Origin of the sequence: Streptomyces sp. DSM 110735 (assembly GCF_016482685.1) — a bacterium.
GTDB lineage: Bacteria > Actinomycetota > Actinomycetes > Streptomycetales > Streptomycetaceae > Streptomyces.
The window spans coordinates 40,730-57,273 of sequence record NZ_JACYHF010000006.1 but is presented as its reverse complement, the minus strand read 5'-3'; the positions used below and the strand labels follow the sequence as shown (position 1 = coordinate 57,273).

At 68.3% G+C, this 16,544-nt stretch carries 12 protein-coding genes and 1 tRNA gene; 9 read left to right on the top strand and 4 right to left on the bottom strand.

Annotation, left to right across the window (positions count from 1 at the left end; translation table 11 throughout):
- Positions 1-56 precede the first annotated feature (56 nt).
- From IF655_RS11930 to IF655_RS11915, 5 genes are all read left to right on the top strand, one after another.
- Complete coding sequence (locus tag IF655_RS11930) at positions 57-587, top strand: isochorismatase family protein (protein WP_199584398.1); 531 nt, start codon at positions 57-59, stop codon at positions 585-587.
- 226 nt (positions 588-813) lie between these two features.
- Positions 814-2,151, top strand: a complete 1,338-nt coding sequence (locus IF655_RS11925; protein WP_199584396.1) for an OFA family MFS transporter — start codon at positions 814-816, stop codon at positions 2,149-2,151.
- Positions 2,126-2,254 carry a hypothetical protein gene (locus tag IF655_RS31470; protein ID WP_277952675.1) on the top strand — a complete coding sequence of 43 codons (129 nt, stop codon included), beginning with the start codon at positions 2,126-2,128 and terminating at the stop codon, positions 2,252-2,254. The genes IF655_RS11925 and IF655_RS31470 overlap by 26 nt, the downstream gene beginning before the upstream one ends.
- Before the next feature lie 190 nt (positions 2,255-2,444).
- On the top strand, positions 2,445-3,392 hold the full coding sequence (locus IF655_RS11920; RefSeq protein WP_199584394.1) for a beta-ketoacyl-ACP synthase III: 948 nt from the start codon (positions 2,445-2,447) through the stop codon (positions 3,390-3,392).
- Positions 3,393-3,552: 160 nt separating this feature from the next.
- Positions 3,553-3,640, top strand: a tRNA-Leu gene (locus IF655_RS11915).
- Positions 3,641-3,883: 243 nt separating this feature from the next.
- Here the strand turns inward: IF655_RS11915 and IF655_RS11910 are convergent.
- Positions 3,884-5,782 carry a hypothetical protein gene (locus IF655_RS11910; RefSeq protein WP_199584393.1) on the bottom strand — a complete coding sequence of 633 codons (1,899 nt, stop codon included), beginning with the start codon at positions 5,780-5,782 and terminating at the stop codon, positions 3,884-3,886.
- On the bottom strand, positions 5,779-6,783 hold the full coding sequence (locus tag IF655_RS11905) for a hypothetical protein (RefSeq protein WP_199584392.1): 1,005 nt from the start codon (positions 6,781-6,783) through the stop codon (positions 5,779-5,781). The genes IF655_RS11910 and IF655_RS11905 overlap by 4 nt, the downstream gene beginning before the upstream one ends.
- Positions 6,784-6,804: 21 nt before the next feature.
- Between IF655_RS11905 and IF655_RS11900 the strand changes: the two genes are divergently transcribed.
- The gene (locus tag IF655_RS11900; RefSeq protein ID WP_133889192.1) at positions 6,805-7,125 is read left to right on the top strand and encodes a helix-turn-helix transcriptional regulator; all 321 of its coding nucleotides are present in this window, start codon (positions 6,805-6,807) and stop codon (positions 7,123-7,125) included.
- 210 nt (positions 7,126-7,335) lie between these two features.
- On the opposite strand, the gene IF655_RS11895 is transcribed toward IF655_RS11900, so the two are convergent.
- A complete protein-coding gene (locus IF655_RS11895) occupies positions 7,336-7,857 on the bottom strand; it encodes a hypothetical protein (RefSeq protein WP_199584391.1) in 522 nt (173 codons plus the stop codon).
- Between the two features lie 278 nt (positions 7,858-8,135).
- On the opposite strand from IF655_RS11895, the gene IF655_RS11890 reads away from it, so the two are divergent.
- Positions 8,136-8,903, top strand: coding sequence for an IclR family transcriptional regulator (locus tag IF655_RS11890; protein WP_199584390.1), 768 nt, complete (start codon positions 8,136-8,138; stop codon positions 8,901-8,903).
- Positions 8,904-8,927: 24 nt separating this feature from the next.
- Here the strand turns inward: IF655_RS11890 and IF655_RS31785 are convergent, their stop codons facing one another.
- Positions 8,928-9,374: an NUDIX hydrolase gene (locus IF655_RS31785; protein ID WP_374100272.1), complete on the bottom strand. Its 447-nt coding sequence runs from the start codon at positions 9,372-9,374 to the stop codon at positions 8,928-8,930.
- 780 nt (positions 9,375-10,154) lie between these two features.
- Between IF655_RS31785 and IF655_RS11880 the strand changes: the two genes are divergently transcribed.
- Both IF655_RS11880 and IF655_RS11875 read left to right on the top strand, forming a co-directional pair.
- Positions 10,155-13,670, top strand: a complete 3,516-nt coding sequence (locus IF655_RS11880) for a helicase-related protein (protein ID WP_199584386.1) — start codon at positions 10,155-10,157, stop codon at positions 13,668-13,670.
- Positions 13,667-16,462 (top strand): DUF1156 domain-containing protein, encoded by a 2,796-nt coding sequence (locus tag IF655_RS11875; protein ID WP_199584384.1) that lies wholly within the window; start codon positions 13,667-13,669, stop codon positions 16,460-16,462. Before IF655_RS11880 ends, IF655_RS11875 begins: the two co-directional genes overlap by 4 nt.
- Positions 16,463-16,544 lie beyond the last annotated feature (82 nt).

Here is a 16,544-nt window from a genome sequence, read left to right as displayed (position 1 = left end):
CGCCCCGTTGACCCGGGTTGGCGCCACGGACCGCGGGCGACGGCTAACGTTCCGTCATGACCGCAGCTCCCGTACTCGACCCGCAGCGCACGGCCCTCGTCCTCGTCGACCTGATGGAACGTATCGTCGCGCTGCCCCTGGAACCCCGTAAGGGCATCGAAGTCCAGTCCGCCGCCGAGGAGTTGGCGTCCGTCTTCCGGTCCGCCGGTGCCCCGGTCGTCCTCGTCCGGGTCGAGCGCCCTGCCGTCGCCGAGCAGCCGCCGGGCAGCGGGCTCGTCCGGGGGCTGCGCCACGAGGGCGACCTGGAGGTGGTCAAGCGGACCATCGGCGCCTTCCAGGGCACCGACCTCGACGCGCGACTGCGCGAGCGCGGCATCACCACCCTCGTCTTCGGCGGCATCACCACCAACCTCGGCGTCGAATCCACCGCCCGCGCCGCCGCCGACCTCGGCTACGACCTGGTCTTCGCCGAGGACGCGATGGCGGCGTTCACGGCGGCGGAGCACGAGGCGTCGGTACGGCTGGACTTTCCGCGGCTGGGGACGGTGGTGCGGGCGCGGGAGGTGCGGTTCGGGGCGGGGGAGTGAGGGGAGCTGCCGCAGGGGGCGCGCGGCGCCGACGTAGCGGCTGAGCGGCTCCGACGCCGAGGCTGACCGGCTCCGACGCCGAGGCTGAGCGGCGCCGACGTAGCGGCTGAGCGCGCGCAGACGTCAGGTCCGTACCGACCGCTGGACGCACGACGCCTACCGCTCACCGCATCCCGTCGCCCCGCCACCTTCTCAACTCCCGTGCCCCGCCCTACCGTCCGGCCCCATGAGCAGCCCCCCTGTCGCATCCGCGGGCTGGAGCCGGTGGCTGGTCCCGCCCGCCGCCCTCTCCGTCCATCTGTCCATCGGCCAGGCATACGCCTGGAGCGTGTTCAAGCCGCCCCTGGAATCCGCGCTGCACCTGGACGGCACGCAGAGCGCGCTGCCGTTCCAGTTGGCGATCGTGATGCTCGGTCTGTCCGCCGCGTTCGGCGGGACACTCGTCGAGCGCAACGGCCCGCGCTGGGCGATGACCGTGGCCCTGGTCTGCTTCTCCTCCGGGTTCCTGATCTCCGCGCTCGGCGCGCAGACCGAGCAGTACTGGCTGATCGTCCTCGGCTACGGCTTCGTCGGCGGCATCGGCCTGGGCATCGGCTACATCTCGCCCGTCTCCACCCTGATGAAGTGGTTCCCGGACCGCCCCGGCATGGCCACCGGCATCGCCATCATGGGCTTCGGCGGCGGCGCGCTGATCGCCTCGCCGTGGTCGGCGCAGATGCTGGAGTCCTTCGGCACCGGTCCGCACGGGATCGCGCTCGCGTTCCTCGTCCACGGACTGTCGTACGCCGTGTTCATGTCCCTCGGCGTGCTGCTGATCCGCGTCCCGCGCGCGCCCGAGCGGGCGACGTCGGGCGAGACCGTGGCCGCCGTACCCACCGGTGTCCGTGTCTCCGCCCGCAGCGCGGTGCGCACCCCGCAGTTCTGGTGCCTGTGGGTCGTCCTGTGCACCAACGTCACGGCGGGCATCGGCATCCTGGAGAAGGCCGCCCCGATGATCACGGACTTCTTCGCGGACAGCTCCGCGCCGGTCTCGGTGTCGGCGGCGGCGGGCTTCGTGGCACTGCTCTCGGCGGCGAACATGGCGGGCCGCATCGGCTGGTCGTCCGCCTCCGACCTGATCGGACGGAAGAACATCTACCGCGTCTACCTCGGCGTCGGCGCGCTGATGTACCTCCTGATCGCCCTGTTCGGAGACTCCGCGAAGCCCCTCTTCGTGCTCTGCGCCCTGGTGATCCTCTCCTTCTACGGCGGCGGCTTCGCCACGATCCCCGCCTATCTGAAGGATCTCTTCGGCACCTACGAGGTCGGCGCCATCCACGGCCGCCTGCTCACCGCCTGGTCCACCGCGGGCGTCCTCGGTCCGCTGATCGTCAACTGGATCGCCGACCGGCAGGAGGACGCGGGCAAGCACGGTCCCGCCCTGTACGGGCTGTCCTTCGCCATCATGATCGGCCTGCTCGTGATCGGCTTCGCCGCCAACGAGTTCGTCCGCCCCGTCCACGCCCGCCACCACGTCCCCGACCCGAAGGAGGCCCCCGATGGCCGACGAGAGCAGCCCGCGTGATCTGAGGGGACTGATCGTCTTCGCCTGGGTGTGGGTGTCGGCGCCGCTGGCCTACGGGGTGTACGAACTCGTACGGAAGGCGACGCAGCTCTTCACGGGGTGAGCGGCCACCGTCGCGGAGCGTGGGCCTGAGCCCGGCGGGCTTGGGAACGCTGAGTATTCGGACGTCCGAGCGTCTGCGGGAAGCCGACAACTGGGATGCCCGTTTCCTGTGGCTTCACGTGTCCGCGTACCCGTGAGTCACTGATCAGACTGGACGGTCCCGTGACTTACGGCGACAAGGGGACCTCGACATGATCGGCTCGCGCATCACCGCGATCGGGCACTACCAGCCCGCCAGGGTGCTCACCAACGAGGACCTGGCGGGCATGGTCGACACCAGCGACGCATGGATCACCAGCCGGGTCGGCATCCGTACGCGGCACATCGCGGGTCCCGACGAGCCGGTGGACGAACTGGCCGCGCACGCCGCCGCCAAGGCACTCGCGACGGCGGGGCTGTCCCCCGAGGACATCGACCTGGTCCTCGTCGCCACCTCCACGGCCATCGACCGCTCCCCGAACACCGCCGCCCGCGTCGCCGCCCGCCTCGGCATCCCGCGGCCGGCCGCCATGGACGTGAACGTGGTCTGCGCCGGGTTCACCCACGCCCTGGCGACCGCCGACCACACGGTGCGCGCGGGCGCGGCGACCCGGGCGCTGGTCATCGGCGCGGACAAGATGTCGGAGATCACCGACTGGACCGACCGTACGACCTGCGTCCTGGTCGGCGACGGGGCGGGCGCGGCGGTGGTCGAGGCGTGTACGGAGGGTCAGGAGCCCGGCATCGGACCGGTGCTGTGGGGCTCGGTGCCGGAGATGGGCAACGCCGTCCGCATCGAGGGCACGCCGCCGAGGTTCGCCCAGGAGGGACAGAGCGTGTACCGCTGGGCCACCACCCAGTTGCCGCCCATCGCCCGCCGCGCCTGCGAGAAGTCCGGCATCGAGCCCGCCGACCTCGCCGCCGTCGTCCTCCACCAGGCCAACCTGCGCATCATCGAGCCCCTGGCCCACAAGATCGGCGCCGTGAACGCCGTCGTCGCCCGCGACGTCACCGAGTCCGGCAACACCTCCGCCGCCAGCATCCCCCTCGCCCTCTCCAAGCTCATCGAACAGGGCGCCGTCCGCACCGGCGACCCCATCCTCCTCTTCGGCTTCGGCGGCAACCTGTCGTACGCGGGTCAGGTGATCCGCTGCCCGTGAGCCGGGGGGTGTCACGATCGGCTCCCCGCTCGTCACCCTCCGTACCCCCGGGGTGACCCCCCTCCCACGGCACGAATACGCAGGTGAAACCCACTCCGAAACCTTGGTATTGTTGTCCATGTCGCCGCGGGGAACACACCCCGAAGGCGACAAACACCTAGTCCGGGTGGCGGAATGGCAGACGCGCTAGCTTGAGGTGCTAGTGCCCTTTATCGGGCGTGGGGGTTCAAGTCCCCCCTCGGACACCAGCAGGGACGTTCACGAGATCGTCCTGAAGTGTTCACGAATTACCGGTCGAGTCATGTTACTCGCCGGTATTTCGTCGTTTCTGGGGCCTTCGAGCCTCGTGATCGGCCCGATGAGGGGGTGAGGCGGTGGCGGTCCAGGCACTGCGCCTCTCACCTGCGGAAACAGGACATGCCTGCGAGACGGCTGGTAGCCGTGGCGCAGGCATGTGGGGTTTTCAGGGGGCGGAGTGCGGCGGAGGTGGGTCACTCGCGTGGCGGAGGCTCGACCTGCTCGGTCGGAAGCGGTCGCGCCTGGGGCGGCTCGGAGGGCTCACCGGGTTGGGTTGCGGCGCTCTGTGTGCTGGCCTTGCGGGGCTGGATGCCCTGGTCGCGGAGGAACCGTCGGATGGCTCTGAGGTTCGCCACGAAGATGATGACGGCATTGAGCAGGGTCTGTGCGACGCGTCCGTGCGGCAGGCGGAGCTGGGGATTGTCGATGCTGTCGAGGGCGGACTTCTTGAGGTTGCCGTTGCGGCCCTCATTTTGGCTGCGCAGTCCGGACCAGGCTTCCTGCCACAGAGGGGTGAACAGGGGGTATTTCTGCCGCCACTTAGCCAACACGGTGCCCGGGACGGTGATGCTCTTCCCCATGCAGATGTCTGGGTAGACGGGGGCGTCCCGCTTGGGCCTGGGGATGGTGGGCAGGGCTGCCGGGGTACGGACAGTGGGGGCGTCGAGGTCGACGACGGTGGAAGGGCGTGGCTGGGGCCGGCGGTAGCAGGTGACTGTGGCGTGGGACCCGAGGGCGGGGCACTGTCGACGCTGGTCCCCTGCGGGCCCGTACTCCTTGATCTTGGTCTGGTAGTCCTTCCGGGACTGGATCAGGTTGAGTGCGTGGGCGCGGTCCTCGTCCGTGCGGCTGTCGATGTATGTGGCGCCCGCAGTGATGAGCGGGGTGGGCATCAGCGGGCAGTAGAACTCGCCACCGACCAGCTGCATGCCGCGGAACTCTCCCTGCCGGTCGACCTTGTCGTCGTTGTAGTGCTTCACCGCGTTGAGGCCGAGCTTGAGCAGCTGCAGATGCAGGTTATGAGGTTTGGCCTGGGTGATGCCCCGGTCGGCGCAGAACAGATCTTTGACCAGGCCTCGTTCGAAGGCCGGCTGGATGGCGCGCAGGGCGGCCGGGCCGGGTTCGGTGCCCGGGGTGTGAAGGATCATGCCGAGGCAGACCGCGGGGTAGGCGCCAGCGAGGTCGCCATGGCCATGGCCTGGGAACGCGGCCATCATGGCGTATCGGAACTCTCTCTTCTCCGGCGCCTTGGCCTTCTTCTCCCGAGCCGACTTGGTCTTGCGAGGCACTGGCTTGTTTGTCGTGCCGCGCCGGGTGCCAGTGTTCGTGGAGACCGCAGCTTTGCCGCTGGGCGACTTTTTCTGCGTTCCTCCCTTCACGTACATCCCGGCGGTGATCTCAAGCGAGGCCCGGTCCTGCTGGTAGTCCGGCTCTTTGCCCCAGACCGGAACCGGAGTGTCGTCGACCGCGATGTGGCCAGGCCACCGAGCGAAGTCGCCGCGCCGGTAGGAAGCTATCACCGGAGCGAGAATCAGATCCTGGGCGATGGCCTCCAAGTTGCGCACGGTGTCCTGGTTGTCGCGGGCAGTCCACTTCCGTCGGATCTTCTTGGCCTCGCTGAGCGACAGTCGCTTGCGGCGGTCGTGTGGTGCCGGGTCGAGGCGCCGGGTCATCGAGGCCCAGGACCGGTAGACGCGCTTCGACGTCGCGTACTGGTGGTGCGCGACGCGGTCGATCTCTTCTCGGGTTGCACTCTCGGGGATGTGCAGGTCGACGTTGGGGACGTCAAGGAGGGCTTTGGACCCTGGAGACAGTGCGAAGAAGAGCGTCTCCCACGCGTCGTTGATGTTCGCGCTCTTGCCCATGTACTGCGACAGGATCAGGCCGATCAGCACTGTGCGGAACGGGAAGCCCTTCGGGCCTGGCCGGTGCTCGTTGGCGGGAAGGCGTTCCAGTACTCCGCTGTGGCGCACGAGGTCGAAGACCTGCCTCACAACGCGGTCGCTGAGGGTACGGCCGGGGGCCTGCGGTGCAGGGCGTAGAGCGAGGCCGGTACGGCGGCAGGGTTTCCCCTCCGGGTTCTTCCTGCTCACGCCGCCGTCCCCCGCAGCAGATCCGATGCCTCCGCTTCGGGCACGTCGTGGAGGAAGACGAGGTAGCGCGTGAGGCTGTGCAGGGTCCCGAGTCCCGACGCTTTGAGGATCACCTTCAGCGGAATCCCTGCGTTCAGCAGTTCGACGAGCCAGGTCGTACGCAGCCGCTGGGCCTGCAGCACTGCACCGTCACAACGGCCGATGATCCGTGGGTACCTGGCCAGCCAGTCCGATGCGATGTGCTTGCTGGTGCGGTCCTGCCAGTCAGGCCGGAAGGCGTACGCGTCTGCCGGGATGTGGGCGGCTTCCGCCAGCAGCAGTTCCTCGTAGGCGTACCGGCATACGACAGTGCGCGGACGGCGCCCGTGCACCTTCACCAGTGCCCGGCCGGTGGGGCCTGCGAGGATATCCCGCCCCTGAACGTACACAAGATCCTCAACGGCGAGCCCGCAGCCAACGCCGAGGCAGAACAGCAGGCAGGCGTTGCGCCGTTGGGCCGGGGTGGGCAGGCTCTGCGCCCAGATCAGCCAGTAGGCGATTTCCGCCGGCGGGTAGGGGGCCACTGGGGCGGCGGTGGCCTTCAGCCGGATCGGCGGATGCTGTCCGAGTTGATCCAGCAGGAGTGCTTCGGAAGCCCGGCGCAGCTGACTGCTGCAGGTTCGGCGGCTGTTGGCGGCCATGTCGCGGCAGCCGACGAGCATGAACCGTTCGACGGTGCTCTGGTCAAGGATCACCGAGGGTTCGAGCGGGAGGCCCTGGGCCTCGACCCAGGCGACCAGCCGTGCGAGCGGCGTCATGATCACGTCTGGGCCGTAGGGTCCCGCTGCGACGGCCATGAATCCCAGCGAGCGAACGACCGGAGCGATGCGGCGCCACTGGGCGGGCGGCACCGTCTCCGCCTTCGGTGCGTAGGCCAGCAGGCGATTCGACACGGCGACCTCCAGGCGCAAGGCCCATGACAGGTGGCCGGTTAACCGGCCACTGGTGTCAGTGTCGATCACGATCTGAAGGAACGCATCTTTATGACCGGAGGCCGAGCGCGCACGGCGCCGCCATGGAGCTACGCCGTCGATCCGGAGGAGTGGCCGGATGCCCGGATCGTCGGGGAGCCCGCCGCGGCGGTGGTCCAGACGATTGCCCGCCGTCTCGCCGCCGCCCTGCGTGAGAGGCCGGAGCTCTCGCTGCGTGCACTGGCCGCCCAGAGCAACGTCGGCAGACAGACCATCGGCGATCTGCTGGCGGGCGCCACCTGGCCGGATGTGCTGACGGTCTGCCGACTGGAGCGCGCCCTGGGCCTGGCGCTCTGGCCCGGATCGAATGCGACCCAATGTGCTCATGACTGATCCCCAATTACCTATTTGAGGTCAGTCGTGCACGCTCAAGTGCGGAATGGCGCAGACGCCCTATAGCGCCACCCGTGGGAGCGCTAGAGTGAACGTGCGCGACGGACCGGAACCCTGGTAGGAGAAGCGTCCGTTCGCGTGTTTGGCGGCCTCCCTCGACCGCTAATCGAGGGAGGCCTGCTTGTTGGGTTAGGGGCGTTCTCGGGTGGATCAAGCAGCCCGGGATGACAGCACGGCCCGGAACATTCCCGGTGCTACGTTTTCCACCTCACCAAGTTGCTTCATGCGGTTGAGGGTTTTTCCTACGGATGAGCGGACCGTCGCGTCCGCTCCCGGGCGCACCGCCGCCGCGATATCGGTGATGGACATTGCCTCTTGAGCGGCGCACAGGAGTGTGAGGATCGCATCGCGCATGCTTCCGTTACGCGGTGGCCCCAGGGCCCGAGTGCCAATGCCTGGGCGCGCATCTTCGGACGAAGGATCCTCGTCGACGACAGAAACTTCAGACAGACCCTCCCGGGAAGGCTGGGCGGTTTCCGCGTCCTCGCCAGTGTCCGGCGGCTCTTCGCGGACATCGGTGGATTCGATGTCCTGGCACATCATCGCGTACACAGCTTCCAATGTCGCCAACTCGCAGCGCAGTGAAGTGATCAGCTCCTTCACGGCATGCCGGGCCTGGCCGATGTAGACACCCTTGTCTGACGTAGGTGCGCTGGTCCGGTATCCCGCCATAGCGAACTCCTAAGGAAGGCCGCTGCCAGTGTAGGGACGGCACACTGTGGCACGCACGCAGTTCCTGTGAGGCGCTATCAAACGGTCAGCAGTGCGCTCAAGCACGGCAATTCCGGTCGGGGTTAGCGCAGGACTCGACCCGTCTTGGCGCAGAGTTGGCTCGCCGGGCTCGTGCGATGCCGCACCGGAACTTTGAGACGTGCAACCACAGAATTCTGACGTGTGGATTCTGTCGAAGCTCCCGGTCTCCGGGAACGTTTGAGCGCTACGGTTCCTTCATGGTGGATGGCAAGCATCTGTCGGCGACAGAGGCCTTGGCGTCGGCGACGAAGGCCCTGGATGTTCTAGTGCTGGCGTATGACCGGGGGGAAATCGGTGTTACCGAAACCGCCCGGGAGCTCGGTATCTCACGTTCCACCGCACACCGCATCCTGGTCACCCTGCAGCGCACGGGTTTCCTGCGCCACGATCCTGGCCAGCACGGATACTCGGCGGGGCCGCAGCTCGTACGCATGGGACTGGCCGCGATCGCCCAACTGGACGTCCGACGACAGGCGCGCAGACCCCTGGAGGAGCTCTCCGAGAAGCTGCAGGAGACGGTGTGCCTGTACTCCCTGGATGCGGCCGTCGTCCGACTACTCGACGGAGTCGAGTGCCGGCATGTCCTGCGCGTCAGCGTTCCGCTCGGACAGGAGCTCCCCGCCCACGTTACAGCGGCGGGCAAGGCCCTGCTCGCACTGCGCGACCCGGCAGATGTACGCGCGACACTCCCGGCCGCGCTCCCTGCCACGGCGGCAGGAAGCATTACTGAGTGGCCGCTGCTTGAGGTGGAGTTGGAGGAAGTCAGAGTCCGGGGATGGGCGGCAGACCTCGAGGAAAGTGCACACGACCTGCACGGCGTAGGCGTGGCCATCCGTAACCGCATCGGGGAACCGCTCGCCGCGATCTCCGTGTACGCACCCGCCGTACGTCTGCGTGAACAGGACATGCCAGCGGTTGCCACGGCCCTGCAGGAGACCGCCACCACGATCGCCAGGGCAGAGTGACCGTGGGTGCCGAAGTGCTGGGTCTCAAGGCCCCAACGTGATCCGCCCGTCCGGGATCCACCCCTCCAGGTATCCCGTCAACAGCACATCCACATCTGGCAGATCGCACCGTGTGCACAACTCCTGCCACTGCTCAGGCCCCGCCCAGCGTGTCGCTCCACTCCAGGACAGATGCTCCGGCGGAGCAGCAGCCTCAGCGAGACGAAAGATGAACACGTGTGCCTCTCGACGGCTCCGGCCTATGGGCACAGGCACCTGAGCCCAACGGCATCCTTCAACGGCGCCCCCGTGCACCGGCATCGCGCCGACCGCATCGCGGAGTACGCGCACTGCCGCCTCACCGTAGGTTTCTGTGGCTCGGACGGATCCTGAAGGGAGTACCCATCGGGGAAGAGCTCTAGACAGGTCGTTTGCCACCAAGGCAAGCCGCCCGTCCGAGCTCAGCACCGCGACGAACACCACCCGCCGCATCCTGGGAGACGGCACGGTAGGACACATCGAACTCTCGGCGGTGTCCAGGAAAGGAGGCACAGTCCGATCCTGACATGCGGCCGCTTAACCGGCCACCCGTGTCCTGGATCGACGCGAGTTTCATCTCGGGGCGTGCAGCGACCGCTGCCTGCGAATCGTGCAGCGGCCACTTCGGTGATGTCGCTGATTACAGAACTAAGCCTCAGGGCGGCGGCCTCCAGTTTCATCTCAAGCCGCTGGATCTGCTGCCCCACCGTAAACACGAGTCCGATGTGGGATCTCACGTACAGAGACGAACGAAGCCTCACTATCCCGGATACTCTGCTCGGGCCGGCAACGCCGGCTCGGATCGGTCTTGTGTCCCGGAATGCCGTTGATGTGGGCAGGGCCGGCGAAGGTCGGACGGGAATGACACCGCGAGCCGGCGTGATCACGGGCAAGGGGCCACTCGCCCTACCGGGTGCCATGCGGCACCCGGTAGACGGAGGCACCGTCACCACCACGATCGGCAAGCCCGCCTCCGGCGGCCCGGCGTCCTTCCGCAGCGCCCGCTCGTTCAGATCTGCACCAGTAAGTCGGCGCACTGAAGGAGCAGAGGCCTCAAGGACCGGCGACGGTCATGATCACCTCAGCGCCACCCGTCGCCGCGGCGCGCCGCCCACGGTCCCTTGATGGGTCACCCGTGAGCCGGTGAATTCCGTGAGCCCCGCGTTTTCGGTACGGCATTATTGACGTCAAGGAAGGGGCACCTTCATCGGCCGGATCAAGGGGAGAGTAAGGATGCCTGAGCGAGGCCGGCTGGGCCTCGGCGATCTCGTGCCGGGGCGTGCCGTGTCGGGCATCGTCACCGGCGGTGACGTCACGGTCGTCGCGGTGCGGATGTTCGGGTCGACGGCGGCGCAGGTTACGTACCGGCGTCCCGACGGCACCGTGGAGGAGCGGATCCTCTATGAGGAGGACGCCGAGCGACTGGCCGAGGCGGCCTCCGGCGCGGCGGGCGGCGGTTTCGACGCAGACCCCGGGCTATTCCGGCTGGTGGCCGAGGCGCTGCGGATCAGGATGGCGGCGCGCGGCGACGCCATGCTGGCCGTGTCCACCAGCCTCCTCGACCCACTGCCCCACCAGATTCAGGCTGTCTACAACGAGCTCCTGCCGCGCACCCCCCTACGTTTCCTCCTCGCCGACGACCCTGGCGCCGGAAAGACCATCATGGCCGGGCTTTACATAAAGGAGCTTGCGCTCCGCGGCGACCTGGAGCGCTGCCTGATCGTTGCGCCGGGCGGGCTGGTCGAGCAGTGGCAGGACGAACTGCTGGAGAAGTTCGGCCTCGACTTCACCCTGCTCACCCGGCAGCTGACCGACGCGACGATCGACGGCAATGTCTTCGACCGGCACCCCCGGCTCATCGCGCGCATGGACGCCCTGGCCCGTTCCGAGGACCTGCGGCGGCTGCTCGGGGAGAGCGGCTGGGACCTGGTCGTCGTGGACGAGGCGCACCGGATGAGCGCGAGCTACTTCGGTGCGGAGCTGAAGACGACCAAGCGCTACGAACTGGGCCGCCTCCTCGGCCGCCTCACCCGCCACCTGCTCCTGATGACCGCGACGCCGCACGCAGGCAAGGAGGAGGACTTCCAGCTGTTCATGACCCTGCTGGACAGTGACCGGTTCAGCGGCCGGTACCGGGCGGGCATCCACCGGCACGACGTGTCCGGCCTGATGCGCCGCATGATCAAGGAGGACCTGCTCACCTTCGACGGCAAGAGGCTCTTCCCCGAGCGCCGCGCCTATACCGTGCCGTACGAACTCTCACCCGCCGAGCAGGAGCTGTATGAGCAGGTCACAGGGTACGTCCGCCAGGAGATGAACCGCGCGGAACGGCTGGACGGCCGGCGCGGCAACCAGGTCGGTTTCGCACTCACCGTCCTCCAGCGCCGCCTCGCCTCCAGCCCGGCGGCGATCCACCGTTCCCTGGAGCGCAGGAGGCTGCGGCTGGAGGCCCGCCGTCAGGAGATGCTGTCGGGCCAGGTCGTGGCGAATGCCGGTGCGGTTCCCGCGTCCGTGCCGTCCTTCGACGACGAGCTGGACGAACTGACCGGCGGTGAGCTGGAGGAGCTGGAGGAGCAGGTCGTCGACGCGGCGACGGCCGCACGCACCCTCCAGGAGCTGGAGCTGGAGATCGCCGCGCTGAGCGAGCTGGAGCGGCTCGCCGCCCGCGTCCTGGCCTCCGGCGACGACCGCAAGTGGCGGGAACTGTCGGGGCTGCTGCAGGACGACCCGCTGCTGCAGGACGAGAGGGGCCTGCCCCGCAAGCTGATCGTCTTCACCGAGCACCGCGATACCCTCGACTACTTGTCACGCCGCATCAGGAACATGATCGGCCGCCCCGAGGCAGTCGTCGCCATCCACGGCGGCACCCCGCGCCCGCACCGCCGTGACATCCGCGACGCCTTCAACCAGGACCCCGAGGTCCGCGTCCTCATCGCCACCGACGCCGCTGGCGAGGGTCTGAACCTTCAGCGCGCCCACCTCATGGTCAACTACGACCTGCCGTGGAACCCCAACCGCATCGAGCAGCGCTTCGGCCGCATCCACCGCATCGGCCAGACCGAGGTCTGCCACCTGTGGAACCTGGTCGCCGCCGACACCCGTGAGGGCCAGGTCTTCCTACGGCTCCTCGACAAGATCGAACAGCAGTCGAAGGCGTACGACGGCAAGGTCTACAACGTCCTCGGCGAACTCTTCGAGGGCGAACCGCTGCGCGGCCTGCTCCTTGAGGCCATCCGCTACGGCGACCGGCCCGAGGTCAAGAGCCGCCTCGACCAGGTCATCGACGCCCGGGTCGGCGCACGCGCCGTCGAGTTGATCAGGGGGCTCGCGCTGGACGCCCACGTCATGGGCCTGGAAGACGTCGAGGCGGTACGGCTGCGTATGGAGGAGGCCCAGGCCAAGCGGCTGCATCCGCATTACGTTCGGGCCTTCTTCCGGGATGCCTTCGACCGCCTCGGCGGCCACCTCAGGGCGCGGGAGAGTGGCCGGTACGAGATCACCCACATCCCGGCGGTTCTGCGTGACACGGGTCGCTTCGGGCTCGGGCTTGGCGGGGTCGTGCAGCGCCGCTATGAGCGGGTCTGCTTCGACCGCGAGCGCGTGACCGTCCCCGGGGCTGCCCGCGCCGACCTGATCGCCCCCGGGCACCCGCTCTTCGACGCCGTGCTGGAGGAGACGGTCCATCGGCACGGGGACCTGCTCACGCGGGGCACGGTGCTTGTGGACGCCTCGGACGCGGGCACGCGCCCGCGGCTGCTGACCGCGCTGGTCCAGGGGGTCGTCGACGGGCACGGGCGGTCGGTGGACCGTTCCTTCGCCTTCGTGGAACTGCACCCCGACGGCACGGCTCATGACGCGGGCCCCGCTCCGTATCTCGACTACCGTCCGCCCACGCCCAGGGAGGCCGAGGCGGCGGGGGTGCTTCTCAAGGAGGAGTGGCTACGGGACGGCGGCCCTGCCCGCGCGATGGAGTGGGCGGTACGGGAGGCGGTGCCCCAGCACCTGAACCGGACCCGGGAACGCCTCTTGCCCGTCATCGGGCGCACGCGCACCCAGGTCGAGCAGCGACTGCGCCAGGAGATCAGTTTCTGGTACGCACAGGCCGGGAAGCTTGAGCTGGATGTCGCGGAGGGCAAGAAGGTCCGCCACCGCCCGGAGACCGCGCGTGCGTGGGCTGAGGATCTGGAACGGCGTCGAGAGCAGCGTCTCGCCGCTCTCGACAAGGACCAGGCGCTTCAGGCCCGGCCGCCTGTGGTGGCGGGGTGCGCGCTCGTCGTGCCGGTGGGCTGGCTGGCCGGGCATCTGGGGTCGGCCCTGACTCCGGCTGAGCGGGCTGTGCTGGATGGCCTGCACGCGGTCGACGGCTATGAGACCGACCGGCGTGCTGTGGCGGCGGTGCTTGGTGCCGAGCGTGGCCTGGGCCGTGTCCCTGAGGAGATGGCACACAACAATCCCGGCTACGACATCCGATCGCTTACTCTTGACGGTCACCTCGTGCACATCGAGGTGAAGGGCCGCCGGGAGGGCGCGGAGCACTTCTACGTCAGCCGTAACGAGGTCCTCGTCGCCAAGAACCGGGGCGAGCAGCATCGTCTCGCCCTGGTCTCCGTCAGCCCGCAGGGGCCGGAGCACGACGAGATCCGGTACCTGACCGATGCCTTCGCCGATACCGACTTCGGCGACCTGAAGACCGAGGGTGTCCTGCTGTCCTGGCAGGACGCCTGGAACAAGGGAGGAACCCCGCAGTGAGCGGTGCAAGCGAAGAGACGGCCGACGCCCCGGAGCGCCGCACCAAGCTCATCGAGGTCTCCCTCCCGCTGGAGGCGATCAACAGGGAGTCCGCACGGGAGAAGTCCATCCGGCACGGGCACCCGTCCACGCTCCACCTGTGGTGGGCCCGCCGGCCGCTGGCGGCTGCCCGCGCGATGCTTTTCGCCCAGCTCGTGGACGACCCGGGCTCACGGCCCGATCTGTATCCGGGGCCGGAGGAGCAGAAGGCTGAACGGCAGCGGTTGTTCGACCTCATCGAGGAGATGGTCCCGTGGGAGGCCACGCGCGATGAGCGGATCATGCGCAAGGTCCGGGAAAAGATCGCCGAGTCGCATGGCGACGGTCCGCTTCCGCCTGTCCTCGACCCCTTCGCGGGTGGCGGCACGATTCCGCTGGAGGCGCATCGGCTGGGCCTCCAGGCTCACGCCAGTGACCTGAATCCGGTGCCGGTCGTCATCAACAAGGCGCTGATCGAGATCCCGCCGAGGTGGGCGGGGCGTAAGCCAGTGTCGCCGACTGCGGAACTGCGTCACGAGGGGAGCTGGCGGGGCGCGAGCGGGCTCGCGGAGGACGTGAGGCAGTACGGCAAGTGGATGCGGGAGCAGGCGTACGCGAAGATCGGCTCGCACTATCCGAAGGCCAAGCGGGAGGACGGGAGTGAGGCGCCGGTCATTGCTTGGCTTTGGGCGCGGACGGTGGCCTGTCCTGACCCGGCCTGCGGGGCGGAGATGCCGTTGGTGCGGTCGTTCTGGCTGAGCAAGAAGAAGGACCGGCCCTGCTACGTCATCCCCGAGCCGGTGGACGGGCGGGTGACGTTCACTATCGGCGGACCCGAGGGCGAGCCCCGTGAGGGAACCGTTGACGGCAAGGGCGTCGAGTGCCTGGTGTGTGGTAACCGGGCCACGCTGAAGTACGTCCGGGCCGAGGGCGTGGCCGGGCGAATGGGGGCGATGATGATGGCCGTGGTCGCGGAGGGGAAGCGACAGCGGATCTATCTGGCGCCCACGGAGGAGCATGTGGGGGCGGCGGATGTGGGGCGGCCTGCCGATGTGCCCGAGTCCGAACTGCCCGAGCAGGCACTGGGCTTCAGGGTGCAGGGGTACGGGATGCGAAAGCATGCCGACCTGTTCACCAATCGGCAGCTGCTTGCGATGACTACGTTCAGCGATCTCGTGGGTGAGGCGCGAGGGAGGGTTGAGCGGGATGCGCAGGATGCGGGTATGGGGAGAGCTGAGGCGGCTGAGTACGGCAAGGCCGTAGCGCTGTACCTCGCGTTGGCGTCCAGCAGAACGGCGGATCTTAACAACTCCATCGTCACTTGGTCCAACAGCCGCGACCAGGCTCGGAACCTCTTCGCACGTCAAGCCATTCCTATGGCATGGGACTTCGTGGAGGTTAGTCCCTTCGCCGACGCTGCTGGTGACCTACAGGTGTCCGTGGCCACCGCCGGACGAGTGCTCGACGTACTACCGACGCTCGACGCTCCTGGGCATGTGGTTCAGGCCGACGCCACAACTCGCCCCTACGACGACTACGTCATCAACACCGACCCCCCGTACTACGACAACATCGGCTACGCCGACCTCGCCGACTTCTTTTATGTCTGGCTCCGCCGTTCCCTCGGCGACATCTACCCCGACGTCATGAGCACGATCCTCACCCCAAAGGAACCCGAGCTCATCGCCACCCCCTATCGCCACAACGGAAACTGGGGCGCCGCCGAGAAGCACTTCGAGCGAGGCTTCGTCGAGACGTTCACGCACATGCGCGCGGGCCACCACCCGGACTACCCGCTCACCGTGTACTACGCCTTCAAGCAGTCGGAGACCGACGCGGAGGACGGCACCGCCTCGACCGGCTGGGAGACCCTGCTGAGCGGCCTGATCGAGGCCGGCTGGTCGGTCACCGGTACCTGGCCGGTCCGTACCGAGAGGACCGGCCGTTCCCGTGACATCGGCTCCAACGCCCTCGCCTCCTCCGTAGTCCTCGCCTGCCGCCCCCGCCACGTCACCGCCGGCTCCACCGACCGCCGCGGCTTCCTCCGCGCCCTCCGGAGCGAACTCCCTGACAAACTGCGGAAGCTGCAGGAGGGCAACCTCGCACCCGTCGACCTTCCCCAGTCCGCGATCGGCCCCGGCATCGCCGTGTTCTCGCGGTATGCGAAGGTCACGGAGCCTGATGGCTCACCGATGCGCGTACGCACCGCACTCGGGCTCATCAACGACGTACTCGCCGACGTACTGAACGAACAAGAGGGCGAGTTCGACCAGGACACCCGGTGGGCGATCCGCTGGTTCGAGCAGTTCCAGTGGGGCAAGGGCACGTTCGGGGACGCCGAGACGCTTGCGAAGGCGTACAACGTGTCCGTGAAGGGGCTCCAGGACGCCTACATCACCGCGTCCGGCGACAGAAAGGTGTGGCTCGTCGCGCCCGCCGACCTGCCGGAGTCGTACGACCCGGAGACCGACGCCCGTATCTCCGTATGGGAAGCTGCCATGCACCTGTCCCGGGTGCTGGAGGGCAAGGGCGCCCAGTCCGGCGTGGGACCGGCCGGTGAGCTGCTCGCCGGGATCCGGGCGCGTGGGGAGTTCGACGAGGATGCCATCCGCGACCTCGCCCACCTGCTCTACAGCATCTGCGACCGGCGGCGCTGGTCGGAGAGCGGGCAGCGGTTCAACAACCTCGCCAGCGCCTGGTCCGACCTCCAGACCGAGGCCCGCGCCGCCGAGAAGCGCGGCCCGCGCAAGCCCCAGCACCAGCCCCTCTTCTGATCGCCAGGCTCACCCAGACGCATCCGGCGGAAAGGCAGGACACCCGCACCATGGCGGTGAATAACCGAGACCGTGTCACCCG

Excerpts from the sequence above, each read along its gene's own strand:
- IF655_RS11930 (WP_199584398.1), top strand. The coding sequence starts at position 57 with ATGACCGCAGCTCCCGTACTCGACCCGCAGCGCACGGCCCTCGTCCTC.
- IF655_RS11925 (WP_199584396.1), top strand. The coding sequence starts at position 814 with ATGAGCAGCCCCCCTGTCGCATCCGCGGGCTGGAGCCGGTGGCTGGTC.
- IF655_RS31470 (WP_277952675.1), top strand. The coding sequence starts at position 2,126 with ATGGCCGACGAGAGCAGCCCGCGTGATCTGAGGGGACTGATCGTCTTC.
- IF655_RS11920 (WP_199584394.1), top strand. The coding sequence starts at position 2,445 with ATGATCGGCTCGCGCATCACCGCGATCGGGCACTACCAGCCCGCCAGG.
- IF655_RS11900 (WP_133889192.1), top strand. The coding sequence starts at position 6,805 with ATGACCGGAGGCCGAGCGCGCACGGCGCCGCCATGGAGCTACGCCGTC.
- IF655_RS11895 (WP_199584391.1), bottom strand. The coding sequence starts at position 7,857 with ATGGCGGGATACCGGACCAGCGCACCTACGTCAGACAAGGGTGTCTAC.
- IF655_RS11890 (WP_199584390.1), top strand. The coding sequence starts at position 8,136 with ATGGTGGATGGCAAGCATCTGTCGGCGACAGAGGCCTTGGCGTCGGCG.
- IF655_RS31785 (WP_374100272.1), bottom strand. The coding sequence starts at position 9,374 with ATGCGGCGGGTGGTGTTCGTCGCGGTGCTGAGCTCGGACGGGCGGCTT.
- IF655_RS11880 (WP_199584386.1), top strand. The coding sequence starts at position 10,155 with ATGCCTGAGCGAGGCCGGCTGGGCCTCGGCGATCTCGTGCCGGGGCGT.